Annotated in this window: 4 protein-coding genes and 1 pseudogene; 3 read left to right on the top strand and 2 right to left on the bottom strand. The window is 38.3% G+C overall.

Going from position 1 to position 4,539, the window contains the following annotated elements:
- The coding region (locus tag LACPOB_RS12985; RefSeq protein WP_017867414.1) for a cation:dicarboxylate symporter family transporter at nucleotides 1-341 on the bottom strand (341 nt) is incomplete at its 3' end.
- A 328-nt stretch (nucleotides 342-669) separates the two neighbouring features.
- Between LACPOB_RS12985 and LACPOB_RS0103350 the strand changes: the two genes are divergently transcribed.
- The 3 genes from LACPOB_RS0103350 (at nucleotide 670) to LACPOB_RS0103335 (ending at nucleotide 3,862) form a co-directional block, all read left to right on the top strand.
- Nucleotides 670-1,137 carry a hypothetical protein gene (locus LACPOB_RS0103350; protein ID WP_017867412.1) on the top strand — a complete coding sequence of 156 codons (468 nt, stop codon included), beginning with the start codon at nucleotides 670-672 and terminating at the stop codon, nucleotides 1,135-1,137.
- Between the two features lie 594 nt (nucleotides 1,138-1,731).
- Entirely contained in the window at nucleotides 1,732-2,682 is a 951-nt protein-coding gene (locus LACPOB_RS0103340; protein ID WP_225429652.1) for a helix-turn-helix domain-containing protein, read from the top strand.
- Nucleotides 2,683-2,791: 109 nt separating this feature from the next.
- Nucleotides 2,792-3,862 carry a YdcF family protein gene (locus tag LACPOB_RS0103335; protein WP_017867409.1) on the top strand — a complete coding sequence of 357 codons (1,071 nt, stop codon included), beginning with the start codon at nucleotides 2,792-2,794 and terminating at the stop codon, nucleotides 3,860-3,862.
- A 483-nt stretch (nucleotides 3,863-4,345) separates the two neighbouring features.
- Here LACPOB_RS0103335 and LACPOB_RS12695 read toward each other — a convergent pair.
- Nucleotides 4,346-4,539, bottom strand: a pseudogene (locus tag LACPOB_RS12695) (metallophosphoesterase family protein); the annotation flags it as partial.

Here is a 4,539-nt window from a genome sequence, read left to right as displayed (position 1 = left end):
GCATTAGCCGTGTCTGCAGTCGTGGCCTTGGAAAGCACCAATTTGATCGGGAAAAAGTATGAAGCTGCCACAGCCGCTACGGCGGATAGGAAGGTCGCTCCTAAGTATAAAATGACCACCGTGCCAAAATGATTGTCTGCTCCTTTTTCATAACCGGAAATTGCCGACATGATCACTAAAAAGACTAAGACGGGGGCAATGGCTTTTAAGGCACCAATGAAGAGGTCACCTAAGATATCGATCCAGGTCCAGGAAGGAAACACGATCCCTACAAATACACCTATAACAATGCCGACAAGTATCCGTCCAATTAAGGGGATCCTCGTATAATTCTTAAACATATATTTCCCTCCTATAAGTAGCTAAGTTGAAACTATAAGCGAACTTATCAAAATGTCTGACAAGTCCGCCTTTCAACATAATATGTATCTTTATTATAATATTATTAGAATTTTAAGGGGAAAATGAGTGGATGTCAACCAGCATTTTGAAAAAGATAGCTAAAACCAGCGTCGCACTAAGCAAAACAGAAGAAATAAAGTTCGAAAAAGCATTTTTTCTAAAACTTTTTTGCGGAAAATAACTGTGATCAGAGTTAAAATAAAGATGAAATGAAATGTTAATTGTTGACGCTGGATCGATTCAAATGAAAAGAGGCGTAATGGTAAAATGGCAAGTTATTTAGAAAATACTTTGGCAAGCATCGTAGCTCTTTCTAGCAGAAATAAGGTGACCTATAAAAAAGATCTGCGTGTCGGTTATCATTTGTACGGTTATGAACTCGGCCAAGATATCCCACGTCGAGATTTGGAACATTTTGCGCAGTTGGCGATGGTCTATCACACGCAACTTAGGGCAGTACCCGAATTGAAGAAATTAGTTAAGCGTAATAAGGTCACTTTACGCTTTGTGAAGAATTATGATCCGCTAGAAGGCGCAACGGTTTTCGCCGTTGTTTTAGGCAATTCACTAGGCTTTTTACGCTCTGGAGCATATGGTGTTTTGTATTTTGATGGTCAGTCAGATCGGGCTTATAATAATGAAAGCTGGTCTGAATTTAATGATTCTGTCAAAGAACTCTTGTTAAATTTGCGTGATAATTTTTATGATGAGCAAGTAACATTGTATGACAGATAGTGAGGTGATCTTGTGGTCGCTAAAAATAGCTCCTTTTTCGATTCTTTTGTAGAGGGTCGCTCTGTCAAACGGCGTGTAAGAGAAATTTTACGGACTGCGCAGGTTTTTGGACATCTGGAAGACATCCAGCTGCTGAAAGATTCGAAGCGAACACTTTATTACGCGATCGTGCGTGATGAGCGAGGATTTAAGTCACGCTACAAAGTAGATCTTACCAATGAACGACTAGTTTGAAATTAGAAAGCTGTTCCCGTGATTTTTGAGGGGGGCAGTTTTTTTATTGTTATAGATTTAGCTAAAGGCCGTGTTTTGTACCAAAATTTGATGAAATTAAGCAAAAGATGGACGTTTTTTTACTAAATTCAGAAAAAATATTTGCATCTTTATACGCACATTTACACTGAAAGGTTTTTTACAACCAACTAAAAATTATCAGAAAAAAGCTTGTTTCTACCGCGACTCTCTCTTATTATATAAAATTTTGAGCTAAGGCCTGTATAAATCACAATCTTTTTATATATTCTAATTAAGCGTATAAACTCGCGTCAGGTCTGAAGAGGTCAGCATTTAGGTATGGTTCAAGGTGGAGATATTGTGTATAATGGAAGATATTGCGAGTCCACGATCACAAACGATCAAAAAAGAGAGAAAAATTTACATTTTATTGAAAGGAAAATCCATATGATCAATGGAGAATTGATTCGAAGAAAAAGAAAAGAGTTGAAAATGTCACAGGTGGAACTAGCTGAGGGAATTACTTCACAAGGGATGATCAGTCAGATCGAAACGTGTTCCTCAATTCCTTCAGGTGAAACTTTAGAGAAAATCGTCACACGTTTAAATTTAAGTTTTTCTGAAATTATTCAAGTTAAAGAATATGTCGATCCTGATGAGATTATTCAAGACGTAAACTTACACTTGATCCACCAGCAGTTTGAATCAGCTCAAAAAATCTTGAAAAAAATAACAACTGATACATATTTAACTGAGCAACAACAGCTGTGGTATGATTTTGTCCAAGCTTGTATTTTTGCTCATCTGGGTGGGACACAGTCTGACATGATCTTTACCTATAACCGCTTTTTACAAGGTGATCAGGAAAAACTAGGAGTCTTGCTCCCGTTAGTTTTCAGTGAATTGGGGATCGAATATCTGTATGCCAATAAAACTGGTCCTGCACAATATTATATCGATGCAGCTCAAGATGCTTTTAAGGAGTATTCCCCACGCAAATACCAATATGCAGCATTGCAGATCTGGAGCAACGCATCCTATTTTTACCTCGTTACCAAACAATACCAAAAAGCGATCAGGTTCGCTAGATCAGGCATTGAATTAGCCCAACAAGCTTTAATTTTTGGGCCAGTTGATAAATTATATAGTAACTTAGCCTTTGCTTTAGCTGGTAAGAACGGCAAATGGAATTCTGATTCCATCCGTGCGCTTTATGTGGCTTACATTTTTTCTGATCGAATCAACGACCAAGCAGTACGTCAAGTTGTCAGTGATGCTTTGAGTCAACAGGGGATCACAGTTTTTGATTAAAGTCACCACAGCTTAAGTTTGAAAAACAGTGAATTTCTTGTATTATTGGTCATAGTCAAACCGCACAGCTTGGCAAATAATTATTCTTACGATGATCGAGGTATTTTAAATGAGCCAATCAATCTTTTTGATCAGTGGTGGAGCCTTTTTCACACTGATCTGTTTAATTTTACTAGGCCTTAGTTTGCACCAAAATAAGTTTCGTTTATTAAACGGGGTCTTGTGTAATTTAGCACTGCTAAGTGGTGGTGTAACATTGATCGTTGCAATCGAAGCAACTCAAATTCAATGGTTGAATACTGTATTACTAGTAGTTTTGGTAATTATAATGCTGCCACTACTGATCTTATATACCTTGTTAGGTGTTTTGCTGTTGTGGAACGCTTTTACTGTCTGGCAAAAAGAAAGTCATACACTCGGCAACATGTTGACCTTGGCTTTAGGCTTATTAGTGACCATTGTCTTGCCATTGTTACGCACTTTAGATCACGACTTATTTCCGCAAAATTCAGTTACACTGTATACGACCTTTGTTGTTCCGATCTTAGCCTATTTAGCCTTTTGGTTCTTGGCATTCATCACGTCATTCGTATTAACTCGTCTGTACCGACCGCGTTATAACCAAGATTATATCATTATCCTTGGGGCAGGCTTACTCAATGGAGACCAAGTTTCGCCGCTTTTGGCTTCACGCATTCAGCGGGCGCTGGACTTTGCGCAGAGCCAGCAAGCAAAAACGGGGAGTTATCCCTGGTTGGTCTTTTCAGGTGGACAGGGAAGAGACGAGACAGTGCCTGAGGGGATAGCAATGAAAAAATATGCACTAGCGCACGGGGCTTTGGCAGATAAATGTTTGGCAGAAAAAAAGTCAAAAAATACCTATGAAAACATGGCTTTTTCTAAACAAATCTTAACTGATCTTCAAGTTAACTTGAACCGTGGTTTATTTTCAACTAGTGATTATCATACTTTTCGGGCAGCTGGATACGCGCGTTACGTTGGTTTGCAGATCGATGGGATCGGCGCTAAAACTAGTAATTTCTTCATACCTAATGCCTTTATTCGGGAATATATCGCATTGATGGCTAACCATAAAAAGGCACATGTGATCATGCTGACCTTGATCTTACTTGTTTCTTTAACGAGTTTTGTGGTCGGTAACGGGATCCAACTTTTTTAATAAAATGACGGGGTTATTTCGGACATTGTGGGCAGGGTAGCTTTTTTATAGCAATATACACGACAACCATCCGCGAATAGTCATCAATTTAAATTGAAATAATTGAATTAAGTTGTTAACAATTTATTCAATGTTTGGTACAATATATCCCTGTAACCAATAACCTCCCTATAATTATTGATTACGCTAAAAACAGCGAAAATGTTTGATACTCTCAGGTCTGTCATGGACTTGGGAGTTTTTTGCGTGAAAATTGTTAGGCAAATAAATGTTCAGGTGAGCAGCGTCAGCAGCAAAACAACAAAAAGAGAGCGGGACAAAAGTCGTTTTGAAGCCGTTATGTAATGACATTTACGCCACTACATTGAGGATTCAGACTTTTGAAACACGTTTATGCTGTAAAAATTAGAAGCGATAATTTGATTATTTTTAGCAAAAGAAGAGACTGGGATATTGTTTTGTCCCAGTCTCCAGAGTTAAGTATTATTGATCCAATTTTGTTTTTAGTTGCGCTAAAAATTCAGCAGCTTCGTCGTTGTACCCACGCCGAGCATTGATTTTTTCTAGTAAAGGACCATTGTGCGTTGATGAATTCCCCGTTATCAACAACTTACGTTCCAAGTCAACATAAGGAAAACCATTGTCAGCGGCCTTTTTAAGTTCGATCTCAGGGTCAT

Origin of the sequence: Ligilactobacillus pobuzihii E100301 = KCTC 13174 (assembly GCF_000349725.1) — a bacterium.
Taxonomy (GTDB): Bacteria; Bacillota; Bacilli; order Lactobacillales; family Lactobacillaceae; genus Ligilactobacillus; species Ligilactobacillus pobuzihii.
Note: the sequence above shows the minus strand (reverse complement) of the source record. Positions and strands in the feature narration are given on the sequence as shown.